At 63.9% G+C, this 25,311-nt stretch carries 21 protein-coding genes and 1 riboswitch; of the genes, 11 read left to right on the top strand and 10 right to left on the bottom strand.

The features are described from left to right. The first annotated feature begins 123 nt into the window (after window positions 1–123). Together NKH17_RS06770 and serA are read left to right on the top strand one after the other, a co-directional pair. On the top strand, window positions 124–1,299 hold the full coding sequence (locus tag NKH17_RS06770) for a phosphoserine transaminase (RefSeq protein WP_352898136.1): 1,176 nt from the start codon (window positions 124–126) through the stop codon (window positions 1,297–1,299). 183 nt (window positions 1,300–1,482) lie between these two features. Next, entirely contained in the window at window positions 1,483–3,081 is a 1,599-nt protein-coding gene (serA, locus tag NKH17_RS06765; RefSeq protein WP_352476115.1) for a phosphoglycerate dehydrogenase, read from the top strand. A gap of 84 nt (window positions 3,082–3,165) precedes the next feature. Here the strand turns inward: serA and NKH17_RS06760 are convergent, their stop codons facing one another. Next, entirely contained in the window at window positions 3,166–4,068 is a 903-nt protein-coding gene (locus tag NKH17_RS06760; protein ID WP_352801691.1) for a DMT family transporter, read from the bottom strand. 321 nt (window positions 4,069–4,389) lie between these two features. Between NKH17_RS06760 and NKH17_RS06755 the strand changes: the two genes are divergently transcribed. Further along, the gene (locus tag NKH17_RS06755; RefSeq protein ID WP_352898140.1) at window positions 4,390–5,688 is read left to right on the top strand and encodes an adenylosuccinate synthase; all 1,299 of its coding nucleotides are present in this window, start codon (window positions 4,390–4,392) and stop codon (window positions 5,686–5,688) included. Between the two features lie 73 nt (window positions 5,689–5,761). Next, entirely contained in the window at window positions 5,762–7,444 is a 1,683-nt protein-coding gene (locus NKH17_RS06750) for a hypothetical protein (RefSeq protein WP_352898143.1), read from the top strand. A 31-nt stretch (window positions 7,445–7,475) separates the two neighbouring features. Here NKH17_RS06750 and NKH17_RS06745 read toward each other — a convergent pair whose 3' ends face one another. From NKH17_RS06745 to NKH17_RS06730, 4 genes are all read right to left on the bottom strand, one after another. Then, a complete protein-coding gene (locus NKH17_RS06745; protein WP_352504964.1) occupies window positions 7,476–7,775 on the bottom strand; it encodes a CcdB family protein in 300 nt (99 codons plus the stop codon). Next, window positions 7,775–8,017, bottom strand: coding sequence for a type II toxin-antitoxin system CcdA family antitoxin (locus NKH17_RS06740; protein ID WP_254816484.1), 243 nt, complete (start codon window positions 8,015–8,017; stop codon window positions 7,775–7,777). Before NKH17_RS06740 ends, NKH17_RS06745 begins: the two co-directional genes overlap by 1 nt. A 75-nt stretch (window positions 8,018–8,092) precedes the next feature. Next, window positions 8,093–9,913: an ABC-F family ATP-binding cassette domain-containing protein gene (locus tag NKH17_RS06735; RefSeq protein ID WP_352898147.1), complete on the bottom strand. Its 1,821-nt coding sequence runs from the start codon at window positions 9,911–9,913 to the stop codon at window positions 8,093–8,095. Window position 9,914: 1 nt separating this feature from the next. Beyond that, window positions 9,915–10,559 carry a thiamine diphosphokinase gene (locus NKH17_RS06730; protein WP_352476121.1) on the bottom strand — a complete coding sequence of 215 codons (645 nt, stop codon included), beginning with the start codon at window positions 10,557–10,559 and terminating at the stop codon, window positions 9,915–9,917. Between the two features lie 140 nt (window positions 10,560–10,699). Continuing rightward, a riboswitch (TPP riboswitch) is annotated at window positions 10,700–10,814 on the top strand. Window positions 10,815–10,857: 43 nt separating this feature from the next. On the opposite strand from NKH17_RS06730, the gene thiB reads away from it, so the two are divergent. The 4 genes from thiB to NKH17_RS06710 all read left to right on the top strand — a co-directional run bounded on the left by thiB (window position 10,858) and on the right by NKH17_RS06710 (window position 16,243). Next, window positions 10,858–11,871 carry a thiamine ABC transporter substrate binding subunit gene (thiB, locus tag NKH17_RS06725; RefSeq protein ID WP_352801702.1) on the top strand — a complete coding sequence of 338 codons (1,014 nt, stop codon included), beginning with the start codon at window positions 10,858–10,860 and terminating at the stop codon, window positions 11,869–11,871. Window positions 11,872–12,111: 240 nt separating this feature from the next. Continuing rightward, the gene (gene thiP / locus NKH17_RS06720) at window positions 12,112–13,731 is read left to right on the top strand and encodes a thiamine/thiamine pyrophosphate ABC transporter permease (protein ID WP_352805783.1); all 1,620 of its coding nucleotides are present in this window, start codon (window positions 12,112–12,114) and stop codon (window positions 13,729–13,731) included. Beyond that, entirely contained in the window at window positions 13,728–14,519 is a 792-nt protein-coding gene (thiQ, locus tag NKH17_RS06715; protein ID WP_352476124.1) for a thiamine ABC transporter ATP-binding protein, read from the top strand. Before thiP ends, thiQ begins: the two co-directional genes overlap by 4 nt. 254 nt (window positions 14,520–14,773) lie before the next feature. Next, complete coding sequence (locus tag NKH17_RS06710) at window positions 14,774–16,243, top strand: M48 family metalloprotease (protein ID WP_352476125.1); 1,470 nt, start codon at window positions 14,774–14,776, stop codon at window positions 16,241–16,243. Between the two features lie 13 nt (window positions 16,244–16,256). Here NKH17_RS06710 and NKH17_RS06705 read toward each other — a convergent pair whose 3' ends face one another. Next, entirely contained in the window at window positions 16,257–17,114 is an 858-nt protein-coding gene (locus tag NKH17_RS06705; RefSeq protein WP_254816490.1) for an RNA polymerase factor sigma-32, read from the bottom strand. Between the two features lie 325 nt (window positions 17,115–17,439). On the opposite strand from NKH17_RS06705, the gene NKH17_RS06700 reads away from it, so the two are divergent. The 3 genes from NKH17_RS06700 to NKH17_RS06690 all read left to right on the top strand — a co-directional run bounded on the left by NKH17_RS06700 (window position 17,440) and on the right by NKH17_RS06690 (window position 19,786). Then, the gene (locus NKH17_RS06700; protein WP_352454874.1) at window positions 17,440–18,213 is read left to right on the top strand and encodes an amino acid ABC transporter substrate-binding protein; all 774 of its coding nucleotides are present in this window, start codon (window positions 17,440–17,442) and stop codon (window positions 18,211–18,213) included. Window positions 18,214–18,335: 122 nt separating this feature from the next. After that, window positions 18,336–19,016 (top strand): ABC transporter permease subunit, encoded by a 681-nt coding sequence (locus NKH17_RS06695; RefSeq protein ID WP_023721020.1) that lies wholly within the window; start codon window positions 18,336–18,338, stop codon window positions 19,014–19,016. Next, window positions 19,013–19,786 (top strand): amino acid ABC transporter ATP-binding protein, encoded by a 774-nt coding sequence (locus NKH17_RS06690; RefSeq protein ID WP_352801706.1) that lies wholly within the window; start codon window positions 19,013–19,015, stop codon window positions 19,784–19,786. Before NKH17_RS06695 ends, NKH17_RS06690 begins: the two co-directional genes overlap by 4 nt. A 76-nt stretch (window positions 19,787–19,862) precedes the next feature. Here NKH17_RS06690 and NKH17_RS06685 read toward each other — a convergent pair whose 3' ends face one another. From NKH17_RS06685 to NKH17_RS06670, 4 genes are all read right to left on the bottom strand, one after another. Beyond that, the gene (locus NKH17_RS06685; RefSeq protein WP_006327799.1) at window positions 19,863–20,444 is read right to left on the bottom strand and encodes a CarD family transcriptional regulator; all 582 of its coding nucleotides are present in this window, start codon (window positions 20,442–20,444) and stop codon (window positions 19,863–19,865) included. A 368-nt stretch (window positions 20,445–20,812) separates the two neighbouring features. Then, window positions 20,813–21,151: a ferredoxin FdxA gene (gene fdxA, locus NKH17_RS06680; protein WP_352801708.1), complete on the bottom strand. Its 339-nt coding sequence runs from the start codon at window positions 21,149–21,151 to the stop codon at window positions 20,813–20,815. Between the two features lie 148 nt (window positions 21,152–21,299). After that, entirely contained in the window at window positions 21,300–21,686 is a 387-nt protein-coding gene (locus NKH17_RS06675) for an RNA-binding S4 domain-containing protein (protein ID WP_352801710.1), read from the bottom strand. A gap of 12 nt (window positions 21,687–21,698) precedes the next feature. After that, entirely contained in the window at window positions 21,699–25,097 is a 3,399-nt protein-coding gene (locus NKH17_RS06670) for a helicase-related protein (protein WP_352801712.1), read from the bottom strand. Window positions 25,098–25,311 lie beyond the last annotated feature (214 nt).

Genomic DNA, 25,311 nt, shown 5'->3' with positions numbered 1-25,311 from the left:
GATGCCGCAAGAACCTGCATGGCAAATGCTTATGGGGCTTGCGGTTTTCCGGGGCTTCCGGTATCTCCCGGATTGGGCCACCCCTCCCCAACGAGGGGCCACTATCTGGAAGGATAGACCACAATGACGACGCAAACGAAGCCCGGATTCCGTCCGGCAAATCCCAATTTTTCCTCAGGTCCCTGTGCAAAACGTCCCGGCTGGTCGGTCGAGGCGCTCAAAAATGCCGCGCTCGGGCGCTCGCACCGTGCCAAGATCGGCAAGACCAAGCTCGAACAAGCGATCGAGCTGACGCGGGAAATCCTCCAGGTTCCGGCGGATTACCGCATCGGCATCGTGCCGGCCTCGGATACCGGCGCGGTCGAAATGGCGCTGTGGTCGCTGCTCGGCGAACGCGGCGTCGACATGGTCGCCTGGGAGAGCTTCGGCTCCGGCTGGGTCACCGATGTGGTCAAGCAGCTGAGGCTCGCCGATGTGCGCAGGTTAGAGGCTGACTACGGCGTACTGCCCGACCTGTCCAAAATAAATTTCGACCGCGACGTGGTCTTCACCTGGAACGGCACGACGTCGGGCGTGCGCGTGCCGAACGGCGATTTCATCCCGGCCACCCGCAAGGGCCTGACCATCTGCGACGCCACTTCGGCGGCCTTTGCGCAAAAGCTCGATTTTCAGAAACTCGACGTCGTCACCTTCTCCTGGCAGAAGGTCTTGGGCGGTGAAGGCGCGCACGGTATGCTGATCCTCAGCCCGCGCGCCGTCGAACGGCTGGAAAGCTACAAGCCGGCCTGGCCGCTGCCGAAGGTCTTCCGTCTCACCTCGGGCGGCAAGCTGATCGAAGGCATCTTCAAGGGCGAGACGATCAACACGCCGTCAATGCTGTGCGTCGAGGACTATCTCGACGCGCTGCGTTGGGCGCAGTCGATCGGCGGCCTCGACGCGCTGGTCACCAGAGCGGATGCCAACGCCGCTGTTCTCGATCGCTTTGTCGGAAGATCTTCCTGGCTCGGCCATCTTGCCGTCGATCCGGCGACGCGCTCGAACACATCGGTCTGCCTTTCCTTCACCGATCCGGATGTCGCTGCACTCGACGCCGATGGACAGGCTGCGTTCGCCAAGGCAATCGTCTCGGCGCTCGACAAGGAAGGCGTCGCCTACGACATCGGCGCCTACCGCGATGCACCGCCCGGCCTGCGCATCTGGTGCGGCGCGACAGTCGAGACCTCCGATCTCGAAGCGCTGCTGCCCTGGCTCGACTGGGCTTTTGCCGCACAAAAGGCGTCGCTGAAGGCAGCCGCCTAACTCCCTCTCCCTCGAAGAGAGGGTGGCCCAAAGGGCCGGGTGGGGTCGCCTCCAACCGCTCACCGATCCGCCATCCAGAAAGAAAAAAGATTTGGCCGCATCCGGCCGCAATGACCCACCCCGGCGCTTCGCGCCGACCCTCCCCTCAAGGGGGAGGGACGCCAATCGCAAAGGACCAAGCCAATGCCCCGCGTTCTCGTCTCAGACAAACTTTCCACCACCGCCGTGCAGATCTTCAGGGATCGCGGCATCGAGGTCGACTATTTGCCGGATCTCGGCAAGGACAAGGAAAAACTGCTCGAAGTGATCGGCCAGTATGATGGGCTGGCCATCCGCTCGGCGACAAAGGTGACGGAGAAGCTGATCAACGCCGCGACCAGGCTGAAGGTCGTGGGCCGCGCCGGCATCGGCGTCGACAATGTCGACATCCCGGCGGCGAGCCGCAAGGGCATCATCGTGATGAACACGCCTTTCGGCAATTCGATCACCACCGCCGAGCATGCCGTCGCCATGATCTTCGCGCTGGCCCGCCAGATACCGGAGGCCAACGCCTCGACCCATGCCGGCAAATGGGAAAAGAACCGCTTCATGGGCGTCGAGATCACCGGCAAGACGCTCGGCATCATCGGTTGCGGCAATATCGGCTCGATCGTCGCTACGCGCGGCGTCGGCCTGAAGATGCACGTCGTCGCCTTCGATCCGTTCCTGTCGGACAGCCGCGCCGAGGAACTCGGTGTCGAAAAGGTCGAGCTCGACGAGCTGTTCGCCCGTGCCGACTTCATCACGCTGCACACACCGCTTACCGACAAGACGCGCAACATCATCGACGCCGCGGCGATCGCAAAGATGAAGACCGGCGTGCGTATCATCAACTGCGCGCGTGGCGGGCTGATCGTCGAGGCCGACCTGATCGCGGCCTTGAAGAGCGGCAAGGTGGCCGGCGCCGGCATTGACGTGTTCGAGGTCGAACCGGCGGAGAACAACGCGCTGTTCGGCATGGAGAATGTGGTGGCGACGCCACATCTCGGTGCCTCGACGATGGAGGCGCAGGAGAACGTCGCGCTGCAGGTCGCCGAGCAGATGTCGGACTATCTGATCAAAGGCGCCGTCTCCAATGCCATCAACATGCCGTCGATCACTGCCGAGGAAGCGCCGCGGCTGAAACCTTTCGTCAAGCTCGCCGAAGTGCTCGGCGCCTTTGTCGGACAGGTCACCGAGGATCCGATCAAGGAGGTCGAGATCCTGTTCGATGGCTCGACCGCGACGATGAATACGCGGGCGCTGATCAGCGCTACTCTTGCCGGGCTGATCCGGCCGCAGGTCGCCGACGTCAACATGGTGTCGGCGCCGATCATGGTGAAGGAGCGCGGCATCATCGTCGCCGAGGTCAAGCGCGACAAGTCGGGAGTGTTCGACGGCTATATCAAGCTAACTGTTAAGACCGAGCACAGGACGCGCTCGATCGCCGGCACCTGTTTTTCGGACGGCAAGCCGCGCTTCATCCAGATCAAGGGCATCAATCTCGACGCCGAGGTCGGTCAGCACATGCTCTACACGACCAATGCCGACGCGCCCGGCATCATCGGCCTGCTCGGCACGGTGTGCGGCGAGAACGGCGTCAACATCGCCAATTTCCAGCTCGGCCGCAACCGGCCGGGCGGCGATGCCATTGCGTTGCTCTATCTCGATGCGCCGTTCCCGGAAGACGTGTTGGCGCAGGTGCGCTCGCACAAATCGATCGACTCGGCCAAGCGGCTGCATTTCGACGTCGGCGCGGCCTGAAATTCGATCGCCCCGTGTGCAGCAGCACGCGGGGCGCTTCCATGGTCGTTGACGGACTGCAGTGAACCGTCGCGGCAAGCGACTTCATTCAGCAGCGGATACCGCCATCTTCCGTCCGCTGTATTCGGCGAGGCTGATGCCGCCCAGCACCAGTGCGAGAGCCAGCGCCTGATAGAGCTGGAATGTCTCACCGACAATCAGCACCGACAGCAGCGTACCGAAGATCGGCACCAGATTGATGAACAGGCCGGCCCGGTTGGCGCCGATCAGCTCGTTGCCCCTGATATAGAAGATCTGCGAGATGACCGAAGCACCGATGGCGGTATAGAACGCGACAGCCCAGCCGCGGGCGTCGGGGACGATGACCTTGCCGGCGGCAATCTCCCACAGGAAGAAAGGCAGCGATGTGATGAGTGCGGCAACCGACAGCGCCAGCATCAGGCTCTGCCAACGGATGACCGGCTTCAGCCGCAACCCCACCGAATAGAAGGAGTAGCAAAGCACGGCGACCAGCATGATCGCGTCGCCGAAGTTGAGATCCAGCTTGAGAAGCTGGCGCAGGTCGCCATGGCTCGCTGTCACCGCGACGCCGATGATGGTCAGCACGACGCCAGCGATCTGCACCCGGTTCACCCGCAGGCGAAACAGCACGAAATTGGCGATGATGATCACGATCGGTATCGCCGCCTGCTCGATCGAGACGTTGATCGCCGTCGTGTAGTTGAGTGCCGTGTAGAAGATCGCATTGAAAAAGGCGAAGCCGCAAGCGCCGAGCCCGCCAAGCAGCAACCAGTGCCGGCGCACCACTGGCCAGTCCTCATGCAGCGTTCGCCAGCCGATCGGCAGCAGGATCAGAACGGCCAGAATCCAGCGCAGGAAGACCAGCGTCATTGGCGAAATGTGGTCGACGGCCAGCTTGCCGGCCACGGAGTTGCCGCCCCACAGCAAGGTGGTGAACAGCAGGAATAGGTAGGCGGCTCGATGCATCGTGACATTCCGGCCAGGCAGAGGCAATTTGACGTCGGTGTGGGACTATTGCGACCGCTAGCCCAAGTAAATGATGTCAAAGGCGAAAATTGTTGTGCCTCGGAGCGTTTTGGGTGGCAAAGAGTGGTCGCGCTCGCCGGGTCTTGACGCTATAGAGCGACGTGCGTGCAATTGGACGCTACAAGTTACGCGTCGGGAGGCTTTAATCCTCGCGTCGTGCTCTCCGAAAATCGATTCCGTTTTTGGGGGCCGATGCGATAGAGGCCTGTCGTTTCGAACTGTTTTCAAGCTGCTCGTGCGGCGTCTCAAGGGAAAAGAAATATGGCCAATGTGGTGGTCGTCGGCTCGCAATGGGGCGATGAGGGCAAAGGCAAGATCGTAGACTGGCTGTCGGAGCGCGCCGACGTTGTCGTGCGCTTCCAAGGCGGCCACAATGCCGGCCACACGCTGGTCGTCGACGGCAAGGTCTACAAGCTGTCGCTGCTGCCGTCCGGCGTGGTGCGGCAAGGCAAGCTGTCCATCATCGGCAATGGCGTCGTCTTCGATCCGCACGCTTTCGTCGCGGAGGTTGCGAAATTGAAGGCGCAGGGCGTCGAGGTGACGCCAGACCGCCTGAAAATAGCCGAAAACACCGCGCTTATCCTGTCCTTGCACCGGGAGCTGGACGGATTCCGCGAGGACGCCGCGTCCAATTCCGGAACGAAGATCGGCACGACCCGCCGCGGTATCGGTCCCGCCTACGAAGACAAGGTGGGCCGGCGCGCGGTCAGGGTGATGGATTTGGCGGATTTGGAAACGCTACCCTTGAAGGTCGACAGGCTGCTGACGCACCACAATGCGCTGCGGCGCGGGCTTGGCCATGGCGAAGTCACGCATGAGGCGATCATGAGCGAGCTGATTTCCGTCGCCGACGAGATCCTGCCCTATATGGACCGCGTCTGGAAAATCCTCGACGACAAGCGCCGCGCCGGCGAGCGCATCCTGTTCGAGGGCGCGCAAGGCACGTTGCTCGACATCGATCATGGTACCTATCCGTTCGTCACCTCGTCAAATACCGTTGCCGGCCAGGCCGCTGCCGGCTCCGGTGTCGGCCCCGGCGCCATCGGCTATGTGCTCGGCATCACCAAGGCCTATACCACGCGTGTTGGCGAAGGCCCGTTTCCGACCGAGCAGAAGAACGAGATCGGCGAGTTCCTGGGCACGCGTGGCCATGAATTCGGCGTCGTCACCGGTCGCAAGCGCCGCTGCGGCTGGTTCGATGCCGTGCTGGTCCGCCAGGCCGTCGCCGTCAACGGCATCAAGGGCATTGCGCTGACCAAGCTCGATGTGCTCGATGGGCTGGACGAGATCAAGGTCTGTACCGGCTACCGCCTCGACGGCGAGGCGATAGATTACCTGCCGGCCAGCCAGGGTGCGCAGGCCCGCGTCGAACCGGTCTACGAAACGTTGGAGGGGTGGAAAGGTACCACCGCCGGCGCGCGTAGCTGGAACGATCTGCCGGCCCAGGCGGTGAAGTACGTCCGCCACATCGAAGAGCTGATCGGCGCGCCGGTCGCACTCCTTTCCACCAGCCCTGAACGGGACGACACGATACTTGTGACCGATCCGTTTCAAGACTAGTTTCTCAGCCTTTCCGGGCATTGCGGCTGATTTGCGGGGGCCGGCCCAGAAACAAATGCAGGTCGACTGAAGCATGGTAGATTTTGTTGGTGCCCTGAAAAAGACGCTAGACAAGCTTGATAAGCCGTCGGCGGAAGTGCGCGCCAAAGTTTATGACATGGCGCGTTCGACGATCGCGAAGAAAATTGCCGAACGCGATCCGCCGTTTGCGCCGTCGGATGTCGCCAGGCAGAAGCGCGCACTCGAAGACGCCATCGCAAGCGTTGAGCGAGAATATGCTAAACCGGCACCGGCATCCGATCCGCTGGCGGAACTGGAGGACATCTTCTCCTCCATCGACCGCAACAAGAACCAGCCCAGCCATGTCCGGCAGCCGGCAAAGACCGAGCCAGCAACGACCGGGCCAGCAAAGACCGGGCCGGCCCAGACTGGGCCGGCATGGCAGTCCACGCCCGCCAAGGCGGTGCCGAACTGGCAAAAGCCGCAGCCCGTCGCTCTTCCTCAAGAGCGCGCTGGTCCGCCGCCGTCCGATATGGATCTTCCGACGGCCGATGACCAAGACAGCGTTTTTCGGGGCGACGACTTTTCCAACGACGGCGGCCCCGCGGAGGACAGGTTCCAGCGACTCCATCCTGCCGAGCGCAGGCGCAGCTATGGCGGCGTGATCGCCGCCGCCATTGCCCTGCTGGTCATTGCCGGTGGCGGTTATGGCATCTGGCTGAACAAGGATGCGTTCGGCAGCATGCTCGGCCTCGACGAGACCAAAGCCGTCGCCACCGAACCGCTGGTAAAACCAGCCCCGGCCAAGCCGGTGGCCGATGCGGCCGTACCGGCCGCCGCGCCTCCGACGGAGGCCGGCGAGGGCGCGAAGTTTACGCAGCGCCTGACGCCCGAGGGCCACGAAGTCGATCCCGGCCCCGCGGCCGGGCAGGCGGGCATCGGCGAAGGCGAATCCGTCGCCGCACTGACCACGCCGCCATCGGCCGCTCAAGCGCCGACCACCCCGGCACCCGCCGCGCCGGCACCGGCGGCACCCGCCGACACGCAAGCCACGGCCAATGCTCCAGCAGTCGATGGGTCGGCTGCGCCAACGCCCGCAACGCCGCCCGATGCTGCAGCTGCTCCGCCAGCCCCTGCAACGGCCGCCCCACCGCCCGCGACGGCAGCGGCACCGACGGTAGTTCCGCCGCAAGCCGCGTTGGCCGTTGGCCAGAAGGCGATCTTCTACGAGGAGCGCACCAGCACCGCTCAAGGCTCGGCCGAGCCCGGCAACATCGTCTGGTCGCTGGTGCAGGAATCGCCCGGCGGCGACCTGCCGCCCGAGCCGGCGATCCGTGCCGAGGCGACCATTCCAGGCAAGGATATCCAGTTGCGCATGACGATCCGTCGCAACACCGACCAGACGCTGCCGGCCAGCCACATCATCGAGATGATCTTCCTGACGCCTAATGGCTTCGAGGGCGGCGGTGTCGACAACATCTTGCGTGTCGCCATGAAGGGCTCCGAGCAGGATGCCGGCAGCCCGCTGATCGGCATCCCGGCCAAGATCGCCGATGGCTTCTTCCTGGTTGCGCTCAACGACACCAAGGCGGATGAAGACGCCAATCTGACCTTGCTCAGAGGTCAGGACTGGATTGACGTGCCGGTCGTCTACAAGACCGGGCGGCGGGCGCTGCTCACCATGGAAAAGGGAATTCCCGGCGAGAAGGTGTTCGACGAGGCGCTGAAAGCCTGGCAGACAAAGACGGCGGGGTGAGGCCGGCTCACCAGCCCAACGCCTCCTTGGCTCAGAAGCCTTGGAACAGCATGTCGAGCGCACTCACGATGTCTTCGTGATGCCTGGTCAGATTCAGTCGGCTCTCGCCCAGTTCCGTCGCCGCAACCGTGGCGATCAAATGGGTGGCCATGACCAATTTCCGACCATTGATCTCGAAAATGGGATGGAGCCTTCGCATTGGTGATGGCGCCATCGCAACCGGCAGCAGCGGGACGACCACCCGGGTCTTGAAGTGGTCGAGCAGATCGGCCTGGACGTCGAGAAGATAGCCGCCTTCGATGCTACTCGCGAAGACGTCGTAGCGCGCCATCAGAATTGCCGATGTTCTGCCAGCGGAATACCGTGTTTTTCGACATATTCGTTCCACGCATCTATCGTCGCGCGGTTCTCAAGCTTCCACAGCCGCGTCTTCTCGGCGGCCACTGCCTCAGCGATGCCGGCTTCAGCGGCGCGCGAGACATTCACATCGAGCCCCTTGGCTTCCTTCATGAGCTTTGAGTCGATCGACAGATTTGCCGGCTGACGAACCGCATTCACAGCTATCTTGCGCATGATCACTCCGCAGCATGCGCATAATATATGCGCACTCCTGTCTAGCCGCAATGACACGGTGCTTGAACTCGCGAATTACCCCTCCATCTCCTCGCGCAGCATCTCGAGTTCCAGCCATTCCTCCTCGAGCGCTGCCAGTGTGACGCGCTCCTTGTCGAGCGCGGCAATCGTCTTCTGGAACGAGGCCGGGTCGCGCTCGTAATAGGCCGGATCGGCGATATTGTTCTCCAGCCGCGAGATCGAGGCCGACACCGCCTCGATCTTCTTGGGTAAGGTTTCCAGCGCGAATTTCTGCTTGAACGACAGTTTCCTGGCCGGGCCCTTGGCAGCGGCCGCGTCGCTCCTGCTTGCAGCCGTCGCCTCGCTGGTCTCTGCCTTCGGCCGCGCCTTGCGGTCGTCCAGCCTGGTGCCGCCGCGCTGCGCCAGCATGTCGGAATAGCCGCCGGCATATTCGATCCAGCGGCCGTCGCCGTCCGGCGCGATGATGCTCGTCACGGTGCGGTCGAGGAAATCGCGATCGTGGCTGACCAGGATCACCGTGCCGGCAAAGCCGGCGACCAATTCCTGCAGCAGCTCCAGCGTCTCCATGTCGAGGTCGTTGGTCGGCTCGTCGAGCACAAGCAGGTTTGCCGGCCGTGCCAAAACGCGGGCGAGAATCAGCCGTGCCCGCTCGCCGCCCGAAAGCTCGCGCACCGGCGTGCGCGCCTGTTCCGGCTTGAACAGGAAGTCTTTCATGTAAGAGACGACGTGGCGCTGTTCGCCATTGATGACGAGGTTCTCGCCGCGCCCGTCGGTGAGATACTGCGCCAGTGTCTCCTGTGGATCGACGGCCTCGCGCTTCTGGTCGAGCGTGGCGATCTCCAGATTGGTGCCGAGCCGCACCGTGCCTGCGTCCGGCTTCAATTCGCCGGTCAGCATCTTCAACAGTGTCGTCTTGCCAGCGCCGTTCGGCCCGACCAAGCCAACGCGATCGCCGCGCTGGATGCGGGTCGAAAATCCCTTGACCACGGTCAGATCGCCAAAGCTCTTCTCGATGTTCTTGGCTTCAATCACCAGCTTGCCGGATTCGGCGGCGTCGCTGGCTGTCATCGTCGCCGCACCCTCGGCGCCGCGATGACCGCGAAAGCGCTGGCGCATGGTCTGCAACTCACCGAGTCGGCGCATGTTGCGCTTGCGCCGCGCTGTCACGCCATAGCGCAGCCAGTGCTCCTCGCGCACGATCTGGCGACCGAGCTTGTGCTGCTCGCGCTCTTCCTCCTCCAGCACCGTGTCGCGCCATTCCTCGAAATAGCCAAAGCCCTTGTCGAGACGGCGGGTCTGGCCGCGGTCGAGCCAGATTGTGGCGCGTGACACGCGCTCGAGAAAACGGCGGTCATGCGAGATGACGACCAGTGCCGAGGAGGTGCGGGCAAGCTCCTCCTCCAGCCATTCGATGACCGACAGGTCAAGATGGTTTGTCGGCTCATCGAGGAGGAGAATGTCGGGCTCCGGCGCCATGACGCGGGCGAGTGCCGCACGCCTCGCCTCGCCGCCGGAGAGGTCGTTCGGCCGTTCTTCGCCGGTCAGGCCGAGATGCTCCATCAGATAGGTGGCGCGATAGGGATCGTCGGCGGGCCCGAGCCCCGCCTCGACATAGGCGCGGACGGTCGCAAAACCGTCCATGTCGGGCATTTGCGGCAAGTAGCGCACGGTTGCCGAAGGCTGGCGGAAGACTTCGCCGTCCTGCGGCTCGATCAGCCCGGCGGCGATCTTGAGCAGCGTCGACTTGCCCGAACCGTTGCGGCCGACCAGGGCGATCTTGTCGCCAACTGAGGCCGTCAGGGCGGCACCGTCGAGCAGCGGCGTGCCGCCAAAGGTCAGCTTTATCCCGTCGAGATTGAGAAGCGGCGGTGCCATGTCAGCTTTCAGGTAAGGGAAAAGGATGCGCGAGCAGCAGCGCGCGGCCGCTGGCCAGCGCGATTTCCAACCGGCCCCTGACCTCGTTGGAAATGGTCAGCGACGAGCCGAACGCAACCTCGACGTGGTCGAGCGGCCATTTGGCACCGGTGACGCTCAGGCCGGCGAGATCGGAGAAGCCGAGCACCGAAAACAGCGTGCCGTCGGCATAGTCGAAGCCAGCCTTTCCGGGCAGCAAGGGAATGCCTTCCTGTGCGCCGCTGGTCAAAAGCACTTCCGTCCCGCCTTCCGCCAGCCGGACGCTCAGCGCCATATGCAGGAAGATGTGGTCGGTGCGTTTGCCGCCGAAAGCGCCTGCGAGCACAAGGCTGGTCGCACCGCGTTCGAGCGCGGCAGCGATAGCGAGTTCACCGTCGGTCTTGTCCTTTTCGGCGGGAAACACCTGCCGTGGTACGGCGGCCAGATCCTCCGGCAACTCGGCAGGCACGGAATCGAAATCGCCGACCCAGAGTTCCGGCCTCAGGCCCAGCATACGGGCATGGCCGATGCCGGCATCGGCAGCGATGACGCGCGAGCCTTCGACCTGGCGGTCGAGCAGCGGCGTGCGGATGAGATCGCCGCCAAGCAGGATGGTGAATTTGCTCATATCTCGTGGCCCTTACCAGCCCTGCCCCAGAAACGGAAGAATGAAACGGAAGATGAAACGGCAGACGAAACGGAAGGCTGGGCTTTGGATGCCCGGCAAACTTCCGCTTGCGCAGCACTTCGGCCGGGCCTATGTGTCGAAACGCTCTAACGGGGTGCCGGACGCGATCTTCGCGGACCGGCTGAGAGGCAAGACTGCCAACCCGCTGAACCTGATCCGGTTTGTACCGGCGGAGGGATTAGACGTTTCGGACAGCCCGACGCCTCAATTCCTTTCAACGCGAACGAAGGAGGCGCCGATGCGCAGTTTTTTCCACTCTCTTGTCCCGATTGTCCTGCTTGCGGCATCCGCGCTCGCCCTGCCAGGGCAGGCATCGGCACAGGATAGACTGACCGTCTATACCTATGAAAGCTTCACCGCCGATTGGGGTCCGGGACCGGCAGTGAAGAAGGCCTTCGAGGCCGAGTGCAGTTGCGTCATCGAATTCGTCTCGGTCGCTGACGGCGTGGCGCTGCTCAACCGTGTGAAGCTGGAAGGGGCCGCCACCAAGGCCGATATCGTGCTTGGCCTCGATACCAATTTGACGGCGGACGCCAAGGCAACCGGCCTGTTTTCGCCGCATGGCGCCATATCGGATGTCAGCGTGCCGGGCGGCTGGCGCGACGATATTTTCGTGCCGTTCGACTATGGCTATTTCGCCGTCGTCTACAATACCGAAAAACTGAAGAACCCGCCGAAGAGCCTCAGGGAACTGGTCGAGGGCGATGCCGGAGAGAAGATCGTCATCCAGGACCCGCGCACCTCGACGCCGGGTCTTGGCCTGCTGTTGTGGGTCAAGTCGGTCTATGGCGACAAGGCGCCCGAAGCCTGGGCCAAGCTCAAAGCAAAGGTGCTGACGGTGACGCCAGGCTGGAGCGAGGCTTACGGCCTGTTCACCAAGGGCGAGGCGCCGATGGTGCTGTCGTATACCACGTCGCCGGCCTACCACATGGTCGCCGAAAACACCGAGCGCTACCAGGCGGCGTCCTTCGAGGAAGGCGAATACCTGCAGATCGAAGTTGCGGGGATCACCACCAAGGGCGCGAAGAACCCCCTGGCGGAAAAGTTCATCGCCTTCATGACCGGACCGAAATTCCAGGATGTCATTCCCGAAACCAACTGGATGTTCCCGGCCGGCAAGACCGACAAGCCGCTCAATCCGGCGTTCGACAAGCTGGTCAAACCGACCAAGACCTTGCTGTTCAGCCCGGAGGAAGTCGCGGCCCACCGCAAGGCCTGGGTCGATGAGTGGCTTGCGGTGATGAGCAAGTAGCTTTGGCCGATTGATCGAAGATGATCGCTCTACGGCGCCCCCCTCTGTCCTGCCGGACATCTCCCCCACAAGGGGGGAGATCGGACGGCACGGCGGCTTTCGCCAGTCGCCGATGTTGCTGGAATGAGCAGAGCGCTGAAACTGCCAATCTCACCCCTTGTGGGGGAGATGTCCGGCAGGACAGAGGGGGGCGCGAAGGAACGCAATCCTCACTAAGAATCTCGAATCTGGTGGTCTAGCGTGCAACGCGCACCATCATCTGACTCCCGCATCACCGCCGGCATCCTCGCGCTTGCGGCAATAGCACTTCTGCTCGGCGGAGCATTTGCAGGGCTGATCATCGAAGCCACACGCGACCCGTCCGGTGTCGCCTCCGCCTTCGATTCGTATCTCTTGCGTATCGTCCGTTTCACGCTCTGGCAGGCTCTGCTGTCGACCCTGCTCTCCGTCGCGCCAGCGCTGTTCGCCGCGCGTGCCCTGTCGCGGCATCCACAGTTTTTCGGGCGAGGCTTTATCCTGCAGCTTTTCGCCGTGCCACTGGCGCTGCCGGCCATTGTTGCTGCACTCGGTGTCTTGGCGCTCTATGGCCGCGCCGGCTATTTTGCCGGCACGCTGGGCGCGCTAGGCGGCCAGAGCTGGCCCGGCATCTATGGCCTGTCGGGCATACTCGTCGCCCATGTCTTCTTCAACCTGCCGCTGGCGACGCGGCTGTTCCTGGAGGCGTTGCAGACCGTGCCGGCCGACCAATGGCGGCTGGCGAGCCAGCTTGGCATGGGTGCTGCGCCGGCCTTCCGGCTGATCGAATGGCCGCCGCTGCGTGCGGCCTTGCCGGGCGTTGCCGGGCTCGTTTTCATGCTGTGCATCACCTCCTTCACCATCGTGCTTACGCTCGGCGGCGGACCCAGCGCGACGACGCTGGAGGTTGCCATCTACCAGGCGCTGCGTTTCGACTTCGACCCGGCGCGGGCTGTGACGCTGACCCTGCTGCAGATTGCCCTAACCTTCGTGGTCGTGCTGGCCTTGACGCGGCTTGGCGCCAATATGACCGGCGACGCCAATCTGCCGGTGGCGCCGCGCCGGTATTTTTCAGCCGGTGCGGCCGAGACCGTCCTGAACGCGCTGGTGATCGGGCTGGCACTGCTATTTGTCGCCGGGCCGATGGCGGCCACGCTGGCGGCCGGGCTTGGCGCCGATCTCGGCCGCCTGGCCGGCGAGAGCGCGGTGCGGCAAGCGACGGCGACCAGTGCCGTGCTGTCCGTCTTATCGGCGCTGCTCTCCCTGGCGCTGTCGCTGTCGCTGGTCATGGCACGCCGGGCGCTGGCGCTCACCCGGCGGACAGGCCGACGGACGGTGCTCGAACATCTGGCCGACACCGGTGCGGGGTTCGTCCTGGTGGTGCCGCCCATCGTCATCGGCGCCGGCTGGTTCCTCCTCCTGCGCACTGTCAGCGATGTCTTTGCGATCGCCCCTGTCATGGTCGTTGCGGTCAATGCGGTGATGGCGATGCCGTTCGCCATCCGCGCCATCCGCCCTGCCTATGACGCGGCGAGCGAACGCCACGAACGGCTTTGCGCACAGCTTGGCATCTCGGGCTGGAACCGGTTGCGGCTGATCGACTGGCCGTCGCTGCGGCGGCCGCTCGCCACCGGCTTCGCTTTCGCCATGGCGCTGTCGCTCGGCGATCTTGGCGTCATTGCGCTGTTCGGCAGCGATTCCGTGCAAACCTTGCCCTACCTGCTGCTGGCCCGCATGGGCAGTTACCGCACCGAGGATGCGGCCGGGCTGGCGCTGCTGCTCGGCCTTGTCTGCCTGGCGCTGGTGCTGACCGCGGACTGGATGGGAAGGAGGGAGAAATCATGATGCCGATCGGCCCGGAACGCTCCATTTCGGTGGAAAAAGGCGCGGCCGTGCGGCTCGATAATGTCTCGTTCAGCTATGGTGAAACGCCGCTTATGTTCGATGTCGATTTCCCGGCATCGGAAATCACCGCCATCATGGGGCCGAGCGGTTCGGGAAAGTCGACACTGCTTAATCTGGTGGCCGGTTTCGAGGCGCCACGGTCAGGCCGCGTGCTCATCGGCGGCGCCGACGTCAGCACTGCGCCGCCATCAGCGCGGCCGGTATCGATGGTGTTCCAGGAAAACAACCTGTTTGCCCATCTGTCCCTCGAGCAGAATGTCGGGCTCGGCCGCTCGCCTTCGCTCAGGCTGGGCGAGGCTGACCGCGCCGCAATCGCCGCAGCGCTGAAGCGCGTCGGCCTTGCCGGCAAGGAAAGCCGACTGCCGCGCGAACTCTCCGGCGGCGAGCGGCAGCGCGTCGCGCTCGCCCGGGTTTTAGTGCGCGACCGGCCGGTGCTGTTGCTCGACGAGCCGTTCGCTTCGCTCGGACCGGCACTGCGCGACGACATGCTCGACCTGGTGGCCGACGTCCATTCGGAGCAGCGCATGACGGTGCTATTCGTCACGCACCAGCCGGACGATGCGCGCCGTATCGGCCAAAACATGGTTTTCCTGGACGGTGGCACGGTTGCCGCGACCGGCACCGCCGCCGATTTTTTCGTTGGGGCTGGACCGGAGGCATTCCGACGCTATATCGGCTCGGGTCCGTTTGCGGCTGGATCACGAGATGTTGCCCGGAAGCGGACATAATTTATGGTCAAACCGGCGGAAGGCGAAGCGGCGCTTGCTTGCCATGGTCGAGGTAGTGTGGCTAGGTCCGCCAGGAACTGGTCCGGCTTAGACCGTGATTTGCCCTTGCTGCCTCGTATCTGTCGGACGCACGAAGGACGCCGTAGAACTTGATTTTGCGCGTGATGCTTTCCGGAAATCGCGCCCGATTTTCGCGGTCACGTCCCAGGACTTGAAAGGAAGCCGACCTGCCGACCGGCATCGACAATCGGAGGGTGAAACCGCTGGCGCGCTTTCTGGCGCTGGCCGGTCTTGCCGTGGCGCTGGCAAGCTGCCAGATGTTCACGCCTCCCGACGTGCAGGAATCGGGCTTCCAGCCCTCCGACAAGCCGATTACGGTCGACAATGTCGCCGCTAACAGCAGGCTCGCCGAACTGGCGAAGGCGCAGCACCCGCGCATCCTCGCCACCTATGGCGGCGAGTATTCCGACCCCAAGCTCGAGCGCATGGTGGCCAAGGTCGTCGGCAGACTGACCGTGGTGTCGGCCAACCCGACCCAGACCTACCGCATCACCATCCTCAACTCGCCCAACGTCAATGCCTTCGCGCTGCCGGGCGGCTATCTCTACATCACCCGCGGCCTGCTGGCGCTGGCCAACGATTCGGCCGAGCTTGCCGCCGTCATTGCGCATGAGATGGGCCACGTTACGGCCAATCATGGTCTGCAGCGCCAGCAGCTGGAAGCCGAAGAGGGGTTGGCGACCAAGGTCGTTTCGGACGTGCTCGGCGACAACCCGACGGCCAAGGCGGCGCTGATCCGCGGCAAGCTGAGGCTGGCCCAGTTCTCGCGCAATCAGGAGCTGGAGGCCGATGCCATCGGCATCAAGTCGATCGGCGAAGCCGGTTTCGACCCCTACGCCGCCGGCCGCTTCCTGCAGTCGATGTCGGCCTATACCGATTTCCGCTCGATCAGCGGCGCCACCGACGCCAGCCTCGACTTCCTGGCGACGCACCCCAACACGCCGCAGCGTATCGATCTCGCGCAGCGCCACGCCCGCCAGTTCGGCGCGCCCGGTGTCGGGTCGCGCGACCGCGATTCATTCCTTGCCGGCATAGACGGGCTGCTCTACGGCGACACGCCGGAGGAAGGCTATGTGCGCGGCGAAACCTTCCTGCATCCTGGCCTCGGCGTGTCGTTCTCGGTGCCCAACGGCTTCATCATCGACAATTCGGCGGCGGCGGTGACGGCCACAGGCCCGGGCGACATGGCAATCCGCTTCGACGGCGTTTCGATCGACAAGGACCGCTCGCTGACCGACTACATCCGCAGCGGCTGGGTTGCCGGGCTCGACGACAGCAGCGTGCGCCAGGAAACGATCAACGGCAACGAAGCGGCAACCGCGCATGCCGGCGCCGATGGCTGGCAATTCGATATTGCGGTGATCCGCGCCGGCGGCCAGGTCTACCGCTTGCTGACTGCTGCACCGTCTGCCAGCACCTCGCTGGGCACGGTCGCGCGCTCGGTCAGCGGCTCATTCCGCATCCTGAGTGCTGCCGAGAAGGCAGCACTGAAGCCACTGCGTATCCGCATCGTCACGGTGCGGCCCGGCCAGACAATGGGCTCCCTGGCCGCACAGATGGTCGGCGTCGACCGCAAGCTGGATTTGTTCAGGGTGCTCAACGCGCTCTCGCCGGGTGCTGCGGTTTCGGCCGGCGACAAGGTTAAGATCGTCACCGACAAATAGCAGCCGACGCGATTCAGGCCGCGAGAAATTCCGGATTCTGCTTTACCAGCGCCGCCTTGAGCTTTTCCATGGCGCGCGCCTCGATCTGCCGGACACGTTCCTTGGAGATGCCGAGCGTTTCGCCAAGCGCTTCGAGCGTCGCGCCCTCGTCGCTCAGCCGGCGTTCCTCGATAATCCTGAGTTCTCGCGCATTGAGAGCGCCGAGCGCCGTCTTCAGCCACACCGAGCGGCGTTCGACGTCGATCGTGTCGCCGACCACCTCATCGGGCAGCGGGTCATCCGAAACCAGGAACTCCATCCGCTCGGTTGCGCCCGCATCGTCGGCAAGCGGCGTGTTGAGCGAGCTGTCCGGCGCCGAAAGGCGGGAATCCATCATCGCCACATCGGCCTCCGATACCCCGAGAGCCGCCGACACTTCGCGGTAGAGCGTGGCATTCGACGTCTGCTCGGCGCCGTTTGCCAGGCGGGCGCGCAGACGCCGCAGGTTGAAGAACAGCGCCTTTTGCGCGGAGCTGGTGCCGCCGCGCACGATCGACCAGTTGCGCAGGATATAGTCCTGCATCGAGGCGCGGATCCACCATGTCGCATAGGTCGAGAACCGCACCTCTCGCTCGGGCTCGAAACGGGCCGCGGCCTCCAGCAGCCCGACATGGCCTTCCTGGATCAGGTCGCCCAGCGGAAGGCCGTAGTGGCGAAACCGCGACGCCATGGAAATGACCAGCCGCATATGCGCGACGGTGATGCGGTGCAGCGCGTGCTGGTCATTGTTTTCCTTCCAGCGCAGCGCCAGGAGATGCTCTTCGTCACGTTCCAGATAAGGGGCTTTCATCGCCGCGCGAACCATGGTCCGTCCTGCACTGTCTTCCATCATGCCGCGCTCCTGCTTCAGGCGTTGCGGTGCGATCGAATCGTGAGTTGGCGCCGATGGTTGAAATGGCGGCGCCGCGCCCTACAACAGCGAAGAACGTGCCATGCGGGGGAATGTTCCCCCGGACTGTCATGTCGATTGCGCTGTTCCAGGCGATTCGCCACCGGCCTTGACTCAGCCGGATGGCCCCGGGAACTGCTGGTTGAGAATTGGATTTCAAGGGCGCGAGATTTTTGAAATTTAGTTTCTTATTCCGGCATCGCGCATCTGTCATTTTCCGGCACTCGCAATGACGCCGGACATCGGCCAAGGACGGGATCACAGAAAAATGAAATGGCTCAAATCGCTCATCATCGCCGGAACGCTGCAGGTTCTGGCCATCGCTGCCGGTCATGCCGGCGCCAATCTCGACCAGATCAAGCAGTCCGGCGTCTTCAAGGTCGGCACGGAAGGAACCTATGCGCCCTTCACCTATCATGATGCTTCCGGCGCGCTCGTCGGCTTCGACGTCGAGATCGCGCGGGCCATCGCCGAGCGCCTCGGCGTCAAAGCCCAGTTCCTCGAAGGCAAATGGGACGGGCTGATCGCCGGTCTCGACGCCAACCGCTACGATGCCGTCATCAACGAGGTCGGCATCACCGAGGCGCGCAAGGCCAAATATGACTTTTCTGATCCCTACATCGCCTCCAAGGCGGTGCTGATCGTGCGTGGCGACAACACCGATATCAAGAGCTTCGCCGATCTCAAGGGCAAGAAGGCGGCGCAGTCGCTGACTTCGAACTTCGGCAAGCTGGCTGAAACCAACGGCGCCGAACTCGTCGGCACCGACGGCTTCGACCAGTCGATCCAGCTTCTTCTTACCGGCCGCGCCGACGCCACCATCAATGACAGTCTGTCCTTCCTCGACTTCAAGAAGCACAAGCCCGACGCCAATGTGAAGATTGCTGCGCAGGAGGAAAACGCCGACTATTCCGGCGTCATCGTGCGCAAGGGCGATCCGGAACTGGTGGCCGCCATCAATAAGGCGCTGGCCGACATCAAGGCCGACGGCACCTACAAGAAAATCGCCGACACCTATTTCGGCCAGGACGTTTCGAAGTAAAACGGCTTTCTCGTGTGGGCCGAACGCCGGCCCGCGTCGTTCATACCGCGGCGAGCTGTCTTTTGACGGCCCGCCGCTTTCGCGTGATGTGAGCGACGGCAATCTGGCAAGGAGGAGCCTTCGTGCCGCACTGGCTGCAACTGATGCTGGAATCCCTGCCTACGCTGCTGTGGGCCGCACTGATCTTCACCGTGCCGTTGACGCTGCTGTCGTTTGCATTCGGTCTTGTCCTAGGCCTGGTTGTGGCGCTTGTCCGGCTGTTCGGTCCCAAACCGCTGGTCGCCGTGGTCCGCTTCTACGTCTGGATATTCCGCGGCACGCCGCTTCTCGTGCAACTGTTCCTGATCTTCTACGGCCTGCCATCGGTCGGCATCCTGCTCGACGCCTTTCCGGCAGCACTGATCGGCTTTACCTTGAACATCGGCGCATATTCGTCGGAAATCATCCGCGCCGTCATCGGTTCGGTGCCCAAGGGTCAGTGGGAAGCGGCCTATTCGATCGGCATGACCTGGGCCCAGGCAATGCGGCGCACCATTCTTCCACAGGCGGGGCGCGTCGCCGTGCCGCCGCTGTCCAACACCTTCATCTCGCTGGTCAAGGACACTTCGCTCGCCGCCGCCATCACCGTGCCGGAGATGTTCCAGGCGGCCCAGCGCATCGTCGCCACCACCTATGAGCCGCTGATCCTCTATGTCGAGGCAGCGGCTCTCTATCTGGTCATGAGCTCCGTGCTGTCGGCCTTGCAGGCGCGGCTGGAAACGCGGCTCAACCGTTATGGCGGCTTCCTGGAGGCGCGCGCATGATCGGCCTCACCAACATCGAAAAGCGTTTCGGCGACAATTTGGTGCTGAAGGGCGTGACCGTCACCATCGAGGAAGGCAGCGTTACGGCGCTTGTCGGGCCCTCGGGCGGAGGGAAGAGCACGCTTTTGCGCTGCATCAACCTGCTCGAGCTGCCGACTTCAGGCACGGTGCGGATCGGCGACGATGCACTCGAGTTCCACCCCGGCGGCAGGGTCTCGACCAGGGATATCCAGCGGCTGCGGCTGCAGACCGGCATGGTGTTCCAGAATTTCCAGCTGTTTCCGCATCGTACTGCGATCGAGAACATCATGGAGGGGCTGGTGACGGTGCTGAAATGGCCCAAGGAGAGGGCGCGCGAACGGGCGCTGGCCCTGCTCGAAAAGGTCGGCATGGCGCACAAGGCCGATGCCTGGCCGGCGACGCTGTCAGGCGGCCAGCAGCAGCGCGTAGCGATTGCCCGGGCTCTGGCGCCTTCGCCGAAAGTCCTGCTCTGCGACGAGCCGACCTCTGCACTTGATCCGGAACTGGCGCAGGAGGTGGTCGACGTGCTCGGCAAGCTCGCCAGCGAGGGCACGACCATGGTGATGGCGACGCATGATCTGCGGCTCGCCTCGAAGATCGCGCGGGAAGTGGTGTTCCTCGATGCCGGCAACATCGTCGAACAAGGGCCGGCCGCGGTGTTGTTCAGCAACCCCGAGCGCCAGCGGACCAAGCGGTTCATTGCCACGCTGAAGCAGGAGGCGGAAAGGGAAGGCGGCGGCAAGAGCTAGAATGGCCATTACCGGTCCGCCAAAACAAAAAACCCGGCGCGAGGCCGGGTTTTTCTGAATTCGAAGGCGAAAAGGCTCAGGCAGCTTCTTCCTGCTCGGCTTCCTCATTGTCGGCCTTGGCGCCGCGCTTGGGGCCTTTGTTGAGGTTCACCTCGATGAGGCGAACCGCTTCGGTCTCCGACATGCGGTTGACGGCCGCGATCTCCCGGGCCATGCGGTCGAGGGCCGCCTCGTAGAGCTGGCGCTCGGAATAGGACTGCTCCGGCTGGTTGTCGGCGCGATAGAGGTCGCGCACCACTTCCGAGATCGAGATCAGATCGCCGGAGTTGATCTTGGCGTCATATTCCTGGGCGCGGCGCGACCACATGGTGCGCTTGACGCGGGCGCGGCCCTGCACGACCTTCAGCGCGCGCTCGACATAATCCTCTTCCGACAGCTTGCGCATGCCGATCGAGGTCGCCTTGGCGACCGGCACCTTGAGGCGCATCTTGTCCTTCTGGAAGTCGATGACGAACAGCTCCAGCTTGTGGCCCGCGACTTCCTGCTCATCGATCGAGACGATCTGGCCGACACCATGCGCCGGATAGACGATGTACTCGCCGGTCTTGAAACCGTGGCGCGCTGCGGTGGACTTCTTCTGCGGGGTGATCGTTGCCATTACGCCCTGAACTCCTTGTTGTGGTACCGGCATCGTGCCGGCCCGAACTCGTGCGACCGGGGTGACCGGTCCTTAGCCACACAACGATGAACTCACCGGAAAGGCCAGGATCGGCAAATCGCAACATTGCGACCGCCTGCCCCAGATCGCTCTGGTCCGGATTGAGAAATTCACCTTTCAGTGATTTGGGGCGTTTGCGCCATAAATCGACGTTGTGTCACCGGCATGTTTGGCTGATATAACACAAAAAGTCGGAAGAATCAAGGTTTTGCTGCACGCGCGAAGGCCACGCGCCGTCGCCGCCTGTCAAGGCAGTTAATGTATCACGTCTGTTAAGCGGCGTCAGGCCGCCGCAGCTGGCCGGCTCGTCAGTCGCCTTCGCCGGGCTCGGGGGAGAAATATTTCTCGAACTTGCCAGTTTCGCCATCGAAAGTTTTAGCGTCGGCCGGCGGCTCCTTCTTGGCGGTGATGTTGGGCCATTTCTCGGCATATTCGGTGTTGATCTGCAGCCATTTGTCGAGGCCCGATTCGGTATCGGGCTTGATCGCGTCGGCCGGGCATTCCGGTTCGCAGACGCCGCAATCGATGCACTCGTCCGGGTGGATGACGAGCATGTTCTCACCTTCGTAGAAGCAGTCGACCGGACAGACCTCGATGCAGTCCATGTATTTGCATTTTATGCAATTGTCGGTCACGACATAGGTCATTGGTCGGCTCCGGGACGTCCCATTTTGTTGGGCTTTTTTGGTGAGGTAACGCCTTTGTCCGCTGGTGGCAAGGGCGGCCCCTGCCAGCGGTGCCGCGGTTTCCGGAATGAAATTCCGGAAGGCCGGCAAAGCGGGCGTTCGACCTTGCTCAATCGTCGCCGAGCAGGTGGTCGGTCCGGCGGCGCTCCTTCTTCGTCGGGCGACCGCTGCCGGCCTCGCGCAACGGCGGCACCGCATCCGGAAGCCCCTCGCCCTTGGGCGCGGCGGGCGGCGACATGTCCTCGTAGAGCAGGCGGGCCTCTTCTGCCGGGCCACGCCGTACGCCGGTGCCAAGGACTTTCCAGACGAAGATCCGCCGCTCCAGCGTGATGGTCAAAACGTCGCCCGGCCGGACCGTATCGGAGGCCTGCGCTGCTTTGTCGCGATTGATGCGGACGCGTCCGGCGAGGACCAGCCTGGCTGCCAGCGTGCGCGATTTTACCGCGCGCGAGAAGAACAGCCACTTGTCGATGCGCTGGCGGGCATCAGTGACCATTGGACGAGCAGCTTACTTCTTCAGCTGGTCGCGCAACGCGGCGAGCTTGGCGAAGGGCGAGTCCGGGTCGAAGCGGACCGGGCGTTCCTCACGCGGTTTCGGCTGGAAGGCGGGCTTTGCGCCTTGGGCGCTGCCTTTGCCGTCCTGCCGGCCAGCCTTCCAGTCGGGCCGGTTTTCGCGCCGGTCGGGGCGTTCACCTTGCGGCTTGCCGGCGTGCTGCTCTCCAGCCTCGCCTTGCGGTTTAGGCTTGAACTTGCTGCGGTCGAAGCGCGGTTTGCCGGCGCCGACACGCGGGTCGTGGCGCCCCTGACGGGCGGGCCGGTCGCCTGGCGTCGGTTGCCCGCCGGCATCTACCGGCGCATCGCTGCGGCTGTCCGGCGCAGCTTGACCATTGCGCGCGCGATTGCCCCGTTGATTGTCCCGTGGGCGGTTGTCATGCTGGCGATGACGCGGGCGCTGGTCGAAACGACCCTGCCGCCACAATAGGATAGGTTTTGGCTCCTCCGCCTCCGGGGCAGCGTCGTCGGCGACTGCTTCCGCCGTCGCTGCAGGTTCGGCCGGCGATGCTTCCGTCGTTTCGAAGATCGGCGGCTCTGCCGGTGCCGTAGCCTCAGTTTCCGCCCCAAGTTCCGCCGCCCTTGGCTCAGCCGCTGGTTCTGCAGCCGCTTCGGCGGCGGGCAGGGTCTCTTGCGTGACTTCTGCCGCAGCTTCAGGGGCTGGAGCTTCCGCGACAGGCTGTGCCGCCGCTTCGGTCACAGCTTCAGCCGCCGCCTCCGCAACGGGAGCCGCATTCGACACGGGTTCCGAAGCCTCCGCCGGCGGCTCTGCCGCGGCAGATGCTTCCGCCATCCTCGCCTGCTCGACTCGCGCAGCCTCTTCCGCCGCCAGCTTTGCAGCAGCCGCTTCACGCGCGGCACTGTCCTGTGCTTCGAGCCGCGCCTTGACCTCGGCTGCCGGTTTGGCATCGGCGCGATAGCCGAGCCCCTTCAGGATTTCTTCCATGTCGTCGGCGGTGGCGCCGAGGATCGACATCATCGGCGGCGTCACCATGAAGGACTGGCCGTCATAGGCGCCGTCGGGGCGAGGCCCGAGGCCCGGCTTCCAGTTGGTCGCCGGCCGGATCAGGTCGGCCAGCCGCTCGAGAATATCGACGCGTACAGCACGCCGGCCAAGATTGCGGTAGCCGGCAAGCTTGTAGAAGGTCTTGTCGAACGTCGGATCGATGACCACCGAGGTGCGGCCGGAGGCCAGTGCGTGAACGACATCGCCGAAGCCGGGCTTGTCCTTGCCGTCGTTTCTCAGCGCCCACAGCAGCGTGATCAACCCGGCCGGCGCCGGCTTGATCAGCGCCGGCACAAAGACATGGTAGGCGCCGAAGCGCACGCCGAGGCGGCGAAGCGCCGCGCGGCCTTCCTGGTCGAGCGACTTCATCTCGTCGGCGATGTCGCGACGGTTGATGAGGCCGAAATGCTCGACAAGCTGGAAAGCGATGCCGCGGCCGATGCCGGTGATCTGCTCGGCATTCTTGAGGTCGACCAGCGGCTTCAGCAGGGATTCGATCTGGAAATTGACGAAGCGCTCGGCGCGCGCCGCAACCTTGTCGCGGGCCGGACCGGTGAGCTGCTCGTCGGCCAGCAGGACAAGACGCGGCTTCAAAGCGTCTTCGCCGGCGACCAGCGTGCCGATCGGCGCGCCGATCCAGCGCAGCGTGCCATCCGAACCCAGGGCGATGTCGCCATTGGCAGAGGCGCCGAAGCGCTCGGCCCGCGCCTCGAACTCGGCGGCAAGCGCCTTCTGCGCCGCCGCCCGCACCGCCTTGGCGTCCTCGCCGCCGGCGCTCTGGTCGGCGGTAAAGCGGAAACCCTGCAGCTCGCCGACATGATGGCCTTCGACGAGGACGGTTCCGGTTGGGCTGATTTCGGCTTCAGGCATCGTGTTTTCTCTAAGGCGCCGCATGAGGACGGAAGTCCTGCGGTCTACAAAACGTTTCGTCAACCGCTCATGCAGCGCATCCGACAATCTGTCTTCGATTTCGCGCGTCTTTTCCTGCCAGTGTGCCCGATCGGCCAGCCAGCCGGGCCGGTTGGAAACGAAGGTCCATGTGCGGATCTGGGCAATCCTGTGCGACAGCGTGTCGATGTCGCCTTCGGTGGTGTCGGCACGGCGCACCTGCTCGGCCATGTAGTTCTCGTCGACATGGCCATGCCTGGCAAGGTCCATGTAGATGGAGGCGATCAAGTCGGCGTGCTGGGCCGGCGCGATCTTCCTGTAGTCGGGCAGCGCGCAGGCTTCCCACAGCAGCGCCACGCGTCTGGCATCGGTGGTGAGTGCCCGGACGTCCTCGTCGCGCGACAGATGCTCGAGCGCCTGCGCGTCCACGGCCGGCAGTGCGCGCGTCAGGCCTTCGACCGGGGCGTTGGTCTCGATCGAGCGTTTCAGCGCATCGAGGTTGGCGAAATCGAAATGCGCGGTGCGCCACTGCAGCACTTTCACCGGGTCGAAATCATGCGCCTCGATTTTCTGGATCAGTTCCTCATCCAGCGGATCGACCTGGCCGGTGACGCCAAAGGTGCCGTCGCGCAGGTGCCGGCCGGCGCGGCCGGCAATCTGGCCGAGTTCGGCCGCCGTCAGGTTGCGGTACTGGTAGCCGTCGAATTTGCGGTTCTGGGCGAAGGCGACGTGGTCGAGGTCGAGGTTGAGGCCCATGCCGATGGCGTCGGTTGCGACGAGGTAGTCGACGTCGCCCGACTGGAACAGCGCCACCTGGGCGTTGCGGGTGCGCGGGCTGAGTGCGCCGAGCACGACGGCGGCACCGCCTTGCTGGCGGCGGATCAGCTCGGCAATGGCATAGACCTCGTCGGCCGAGAAGGCGACGATCGCGGTGCGCCGTGGCAGGCGGGTCAGCTTCTTCGAGCCGGCATAAGCAAGATGCGATAGCCGTGGCCGGGTCACCACCGACACGCCCCGCAGCAGGCGCTGCAGGATGCCGTGCATGGTGGCCGCGCCAAGCAGCAGCGTCTCCTGGCGGCCGCGCAGATGCAGGATGCGATCGGTAAAGATGTGGCCGCGTTCGAGATCGCCGGCGAGCTGGACCTCGTCGATGGCAACGAAGGCGGCGTCGGTCTCGCGCGGCATCGCTTCCACGGTGCAGACCGAGTATTTCGCGCCAGCCGGCTGGATCTTTTCCTCGCCGGTGATGAGCGCAACCTTATGGGCGCCGACCTTCTCGCAGACGCGCGCATAGACCTCGCGGGCAAGCAGCCTGAGCGGCAGGCCGATGACGCCGCTTTCATGCGCCACCATGCGTTCGATAGCGAGATGGGTCTTGCCGGTGTTGGTCGGGCCGAGCACGGCCGTCACGTCTCGGCCGGTCAGGATCAGCGGTTCAGTGTGTTTCGGATGGATGTTCATCGGCCTGGAAATAAGGCTCTCCGCCTCGCATTGTCGGGAGCGCGCCCATATTGGCCGCGTATGACAGGCGACACATAGGGATTTCGGGCGCGAAGCGAAAGCGGAATGTGCCGAGGGCAGGCCGATTGGTCGCTTCAAAGCAAAATCTGTTTCCGATTAACAGTTGGAACGAGTCTGGAACGAATCAGCGACGAATCACTGACTCGCGCTGATT

Origin of the sequence: Mesorhizobium sp. M1334 (genome assembly GCF_040317995.1) — a bacterium.
GTDB lineage: Bacteria > Pseudomonadota > Alphaproteobacteria > Rhizobiales > Rhizobiaceae > Mesorhizobium.
Note: the sequence above shows the minus strand (reverse complement) of the source record. Positions and strands in the feature narration are given on the sequence as shown.

What these genes read in the sequence shown, in the direction of transcription:
- serA (WP_352476115.1), top strand. Translation starts at nt 1,483, where the DNA reads ATGCCCCGCGTTCTCGTCTCAGACAAACTTTCCACCACCGCCGTGCAG.
- NKH17_RS06730 (WP_352476121.1), bottom strand. Translation starts at nt 10,559, where the DNA reads ATGAGCAAATTCACCATCCTGCTTGGCGGCGATCTCATCCGCACGCCG.
- NKH17_RS06735 (WP_352898147.1), bottom strand. Translation starts at nt 9,913, where the DNA reads ATGGCACCGCCGCTTCTCAATCTCGACGGGATAAAGCTGACCTTTGGC.
- NKH17_RS06770 (WP_352898136.1), top strand. Translation starts at nt 124, where the DNA reads ATGACGACGCAAACGAAGCCCGGATTCCGTCCGGCAAATCCCAATTTT.
- fdxA (WP_352801708.1), bottom strand. Translation starts at nt 21,151, where the DNA reads ATGACCTATGTCGTGACCGACAATTGCATAAAATGCAAATACATGGAC.
- thiB (WP_352801702.1), top strand. Translation starts at nt 10,858, where the DNA reads ATGCGCAGTTTTTTCCACTCTCTTGTCCCGATTGTCCTGCTTGCGGCA.
- NKH17_RS06685 (WP_006327799.1), bottom strand. Translation starts at nt 20,444, where the DNA reads ATGGCAACGATCACCCCGCAGAAGAAGTCCACCGCAGCGCGCCACGGT.
- NKH17_RS06750 (WP_352898143.1), top strand. Translation starts at nt 5,762, where the DNA reads ATGGTAGATTTTGTTGGTGCCCTGAAAAAGACGCTAGACAAGCTTGAT.
- NKH17_RS06755 (WP_352898140.1), top strand. Translation starts at nt 4,390, where the DNA reads ATGGCCAATGTGGTGGTCGTCGGCTCGCAATGGGGCGATGAGGGCAAA.
- NKH17_RS06690 (WP_352801706.1), top strand. Translation starts at nt 19,013, where the DNA reads ATGATCGGCCTCACCAACATCGAAAAGCGTTTCGGCGACAATTTGGTG.
- NKH17_RS06675 (WP_352801710.1), bottom strand. Translation starts at nt 21,686, where the DNA reads ATGGTCACTGATGCCCGCCAGCGCATCGACAAGTGGCTGTTCTTCTCG.
- thiQ (WP_352476124.1), top strand. Translation starts at nt 13,728, where the DNA reads ATGATGCCGATCGGCCCGGAACGCTCCATTTCGGTGGAAAAAGGCGCG.
- NKH17_RS06745 (WP_352504964.1), bottom strand. Translation starts at nt 7,775, where the DNA reads ATGGCGCGCTACGACGTCTTCGCGAGTAGCATCGAAGGCGGCTATCTT.
- NKH17_RS06700 (WP_352454874.1), top strand. Translation starts at nt 17,440, where the DNA reads ATGAAATGGCTCAAATCGCTCATCATCGCCGGAACGCTGCAGGTTCTG.
- NKH17_RS06740 (WP_254816484.1), bottom strand. Translation starts at nt 8,017, where the DNA reads ATGCGCAAGATAGCTGTGAATGCGGTTCGTCAGCCGGCAAATCTGTCG.
- NKH17_RS06670 (WP_352801712.1), bottom strand. Translation starts at nt 25,097, where the DNA reads ATGAACATCCATCCGAAACACACTGAACCGCTGATCCTGACCGGCCGA.
- NKH17_RS06760 (WP_352801691.1), bottom strand. Translation starts at nt 4,068, where the DNA reads ATGCATCGAGCCGCCTACCTATTCCTGCTGTTCACCACCTTGCTGTGG.
- NKH17_RS06705 (WP_254816490.1), bottom strand. Translation starts at nt 17,114, where the DNA reads ATGATGGAAGACAGTGCAGGACGGACCATGGTTCGCGCGGCGATGAAA.